Origin of the sequence: Bacillus sp. NPDC060175 (assembly GCF_042728695.1) — a bacterium.
Lineage (GTDB): Bacteria > Bacillota > Bacilli > Bacillales > Bacillaceae_G > Bacillus_A.
In genome coordinates, this window is the sequence record NZ_JBHWYR010000162.1 from 1 (window position 1) to 4,360 (window position 4,360).

4 protein-coding genes are annotated in these 4,360 nt (G+C 35.6%); 1 reads left to right on the forward strand and 3 read right to left on the reverse strand.

The window, feature by feature from the left end; translation table 11 throughout:
* Positions 1 to 281: 281 nt before the first annotated feature.
* Complete coding sequence (locus tag ACFWDE_RS30010) at positions 282 to 1,658, reverse strand: lytic polysaccharide monooxygenase (protein WP_377896332.1); 1,377 nt, start codon at positions 1,656 to 1,658, stop codon at positions 282 to 284.
* Between the two features lie 288 nt (positions 1,659 to 1,946).
* On the reverse strand, positions 1,947 to 2,522 hold the full coding sequence (locus ACFWDE_RS30015; protein ID WP_377896333.1) for a TetR/AcrR family transcriptional regulator: 576 nt from the start codon (positions 2,520 to 2,522) through the stop codon (positions 1,947 to 1,949).
* 147 nt (positions 2,523 to 2,669) lie between these two features.
* Here ACFWDE_RS30015 and ACFWDE_RS30020 point away from each other — a divergent pair, with 147 nt between their 5' ends.
* Positions 2,670 to 3,797, forward strand: a complete 1,128-nt coding sequence (locus ACFWDE_RS30020) for an alpha/beta fold hydrolase (RefSeq protein ID WP_377896334.1) — start codon at positions 2,670 to 2,672, stop codon at positions 3,795 to 3,797.
* Positions 3,798 to 4,007: 210 nt separating this feature from the next.
* Here ACFWDE_RS30020 and ACFWDE_RS30025 read toward each other — a convergent pair whose 3' ends face one another.
* Complete coding sequence (locus ACFWDE_RS30025) at positions 4,008 to 4,301, reverse strand: ArsR/SmtB family transcription factor (RefSeq protein ID WP_016095356.1); 294 nt, start codon at positions 4,299 to 4,301, stop codon at positions 4,008 to 4,010.
* Positions 4,302 to 4,360 lie beyond the last annotated feature (59 nt).

Sequence of the window (4,360 nt, forward strand, 5' to 3'; positions counted from 1 at the left end):
AGCTTACACAAATACTAAATATTATATTGCAAGTCCAATTGGTGCCACTAACAAATTTACAGTGAAAATATACGCTATTACAAATTAAAAAATAAAGAATCCCAACGGAATTCCTTTTTGATGGAATACCATTGGGGTTCTTTTTTGATTTCATTTCGTAAACATTAAGATGGTGATTAAATTTACTCACATATCATTTAAACCATTAGATAATCCATATTTGGAACGACCCTTAATTTTCAAAAAGAAATCCCAAAATGTTAACTACCTTTTCCAGCTTATCATTTATTCAAAACTGGCTTCCAAAGTGATAGGGCAAAAATCCAATTTGAGTCGCCGTTCCCTTGATAATCTTGAACCGCTTCATACACTTTTCCCTCATGTACTACTCTATCACCTTTAGTATATGCCTTTCTTGCATCCCATTTTTCATATGTGAAATCCCCTGACTTTGTTGTTACATTCAAAACATCACTTCTACTAGATTCATTTCCAGCTAAATCAACCGCCGTCACTACATACTTATACGATGTATTAGCCTTCAAATCTTTATCCATAAAGGATGTATTATCAGCTGCCCCAATTTTATTCATAACCCCAGCGCTTTCTCTATATACAATATAATGGTCAACACCTACATTATCTTCAGAGGGACTCCACATCAAATCAACAGTTGTCGCTGTTGTACCCATACTATGTAATCCTTTTGGTTGAGTCGGAGCCTCTTTATCTGGAATTTCATTTGTTGTCTTAGCCTTTAGTTTTTCACTTTCTTTTGATATGTTTCCAGCAGCGTCTAATGCCTTTATTGTATAGGTATATTCCGTATTTGCTTTTAGCTTTTTATCAGTAAAAGTTGTACCTGGTACCGTACCAATTACTTCTCCATTACGTAACACTTGATATTCTTTTACGCCTATATTATCAGTAGAGGCCTTCCATGTTAGTTCAACACTATTGGCAGAAACTTTAGACGCATTTAATCCCGTTGGTTGACTTGGAGCTACTGTGTCGGGAGTTTCATTATTTACTAAATTCACATCAATTACGTTATAAAACGCATTTGACGTATCTGCTACATCCCATACAGCTAAAATAACATGATAACCATTGCGATCAGTTGGTACATTAATTGTATGTGTTAAATTATTTGATGCTGCCGAACCGTCATGATTCACAGTTCCAATTGGTTCTAATTCAGCACGTGTTAATGGTTTATTAGGATCCCATCCCTTTTTTGTAATGTAATAATGCCATTTACTTGTAGAATGTGCCGCTGTGTATTTCCATGTAAATGTATTTGCTCCCCCCTTTATTGTGTTTTTGAACCAGCGATTTGATGTTTGTTGGTCAAGAATCCCTCCAAACAATCCTCCTGCTGAAGCAATTTTCCCATCAATCGGTCCACCATCTGGGAATCCTTTAGGTGCTTCTAGACTTTGAGGTTCGTACATTACATTTCCACAATTTAAATTTAATGCTCCATAATTCTGACTACATAAAGCAGCACGACTACTCGGCTTTTCAACAAACCCATGTGCATATGCACTTTGAGGAATCATTGTAATTGCCGTCACCCCTGCAGCTAAAACACAAGCACCAATTCCTTTTTTACTTTTTCTTAATCTTTCTAACTTAGATGTTAATTTCAAATTCATACTTGTCCCCCCAATATATTGTTTACGCTAATATAATAGCAATATAGGGGTAAACGAACAAATCACCTACTAATATATTAATAGTTCAATAACATAAACACATTTAGTTTATTTATTAACCTGATATAGGGCTAAATCAAGCAAATTAATTCTATTTTGTAACATTATGTAGTAAAGAGTTTATAAAAAACCAATAAAGATTCACAAAAAATCCAAATATCGATTACTTAATTTTTTACAACCACACCCCACACGATAACTACATTATTAAGCAGGTTTCATGATTTATTACATTCTCTCACCACCTGACAAAATCAGATTAAAAACATATCTCTGCATATTATCAATTAGTTTAACCGCATCTGGATTTTTATCGTTGCTCAGCGACCAATTAATTGACACCATTGCGTTTGCTGTATACAACTGAGCTATAAAGTCAATCGGTACACTTACTTCCACTTGCTGCTCTTTCAAATAGGAATAACAGGCATTATATAAAATAGATTCTAACTCTAAACGTAAATCCGATGAGGGAACATGTACATGGAGTAAAGTAGCAACCTCTGTTTTTCGCGCTGAGACCTTATCGGTTATCATATTGATAACTTGAGCCACATTTCCATTCTCTATCGATGCGAAACGCAATTCAATTTCTTCCTTGAACCAGCAGACATAATATTGCACTATTTTTTCCAAAAGATCATATTTATCTGCAAAATGGCTGTAAAATGTGGACTTGCTCACCAAAGCATGTATGCAAATATCTTTCGTTGTAATTCGACTAAACTCTTTTTCGTTCAAGAGGGCAATGAGTGTATTAGAAATGTTTTTCTTCGTTTTATAAACGCGAACATCCTCTCCCATTAATAATCAATCTCCTTCCCAAAGTTGCTTATCGAACCGTTTATATCCTTATGGTTCGATTTCGTACTTCTTATCCTTTCCTGCTTGTTGTTTCTTTAATATACTTCGCTTATCCTTACCTTGTAGTCAAATATAAGGAGGGATTTTATGTTTAAACAGTATGTAAACAACGAACAGTTCAATTTGCAAATCAACCGTTTTTTCAACGATTTCTATCAAGACGATGAGCGGGCAAATCAGGATTTACAATCCATCATCCCAAGACTTACAGACACGGACAGCTGGTATAACACCTGGATAGAATATGCAGTGATGCGGGAGCACCATAAAGACTTTGATCTAGCTTCGGTTTATTATCAAGCTGCCGAGTTTTATATGGAGCCATCCGATCAAAAAAAAGAAAAAGTGTACCAAAAATACCGTGAAACCTTTTATAAGAGCTTTCATGACTTTGAGTATGAAACCTATCAAATTCCGTATGAAGATTCCTATCTTCCTGCGATCAAAATCATGAAACCAGGCGCATGTAATACACTACTTTTCTTTGGAGGCTACGATTCCTACATGGAGGAAATGATGAAAATGATGAACTACCTCCAAGGAATCAATTATAATATTATAGTGTTTGATGGGCCTGGACAAGGAACAGCACTGAAAACTGGCTTGAAATTCATCCACAACTGGGAGAAGCCCGTTTCCACAGTCATTGACTATTTCAAACTTGACCGTGTTAGTATTCTCGGAGCTTCTTGGGGCGGCTACTTGGCAATGCGTGCCGCCGCTTTTGAAAAACGAATCGACAAAGTCATCGCCTTTAATATTTTTTATAGTGGCCTTGATGCACTTAAAATGCGCATGCCGGATAATATTTGGAATAAATTGAACACACTTCTGGCTACTAATGAAGCTGACAAAATTAATACCATGTTTAAACAAATGATGGCCACCAGCATCGACCTGAACTGGAAAATTAAAAAGGGTATGGAAAATACAGGTGAAAAGACGCCATTCAACTTACTTAAAAATTTTGAAAAGCATACGATGGCAGGAATCGGTCAGTTCATAAATCAAGAAGTATTGCTCCTGGCTGGTGAAGACGATCAGTACGTTCCAATTAGCCGATTATCGCAAATCGAAATGGAGCTATGTAATGCAGCCTCCATCACTTCTGTAGTTTTCACTAAGGAAACTGGCGGTGAGCAACATTGTCAGGCCGGTCATCGTCACTTAGCTTTTGATGAAATTAAAAGATTTTTGCGACATAAATTATATTGAGAAATATGAAGCTTTTTAGCACTTTCAAAATTTTTCTTTTACTAGCACATTAGAACATGGTGACACTCTTGTCCTTCTTATAGTGTTCATGGTGACTATCGTGACACTCCTCAAAAAGACTGATATTTTTATCATAAAAGAAATCCCCCACGTATTTGTGGGGGATTATTCTGCGTTTACTTATAATGATATGTGTGAAGTTTTGTTTATTTACAAACCTAAAATTCCAACAATCTGACTCGCCTTTAGATTAGTAATATAATAGTACATCTCCAAGCCTTTTCTTTCAGCCTTTAGCACCTTACCTCTCATTTTCGATAAATGTTGAGAAACAGTGGATTGTGGGATTTTTAAAAGCTCCGTCAATTGTGTAACATTACATTTTTTATACTGAATTAACTCGTTTATAATTTGCAATCGGACTGGATGTGCCATAATTTTTAACATGTCTACATCCTCTTCAGTTATTACACTCTTTTTCATTTCACTTTTACACATTGTCATAAGAAATTCTCCTTTATTATCCGTGCATTTCCACACGTCTTTTAGTTAGAAGTATATTC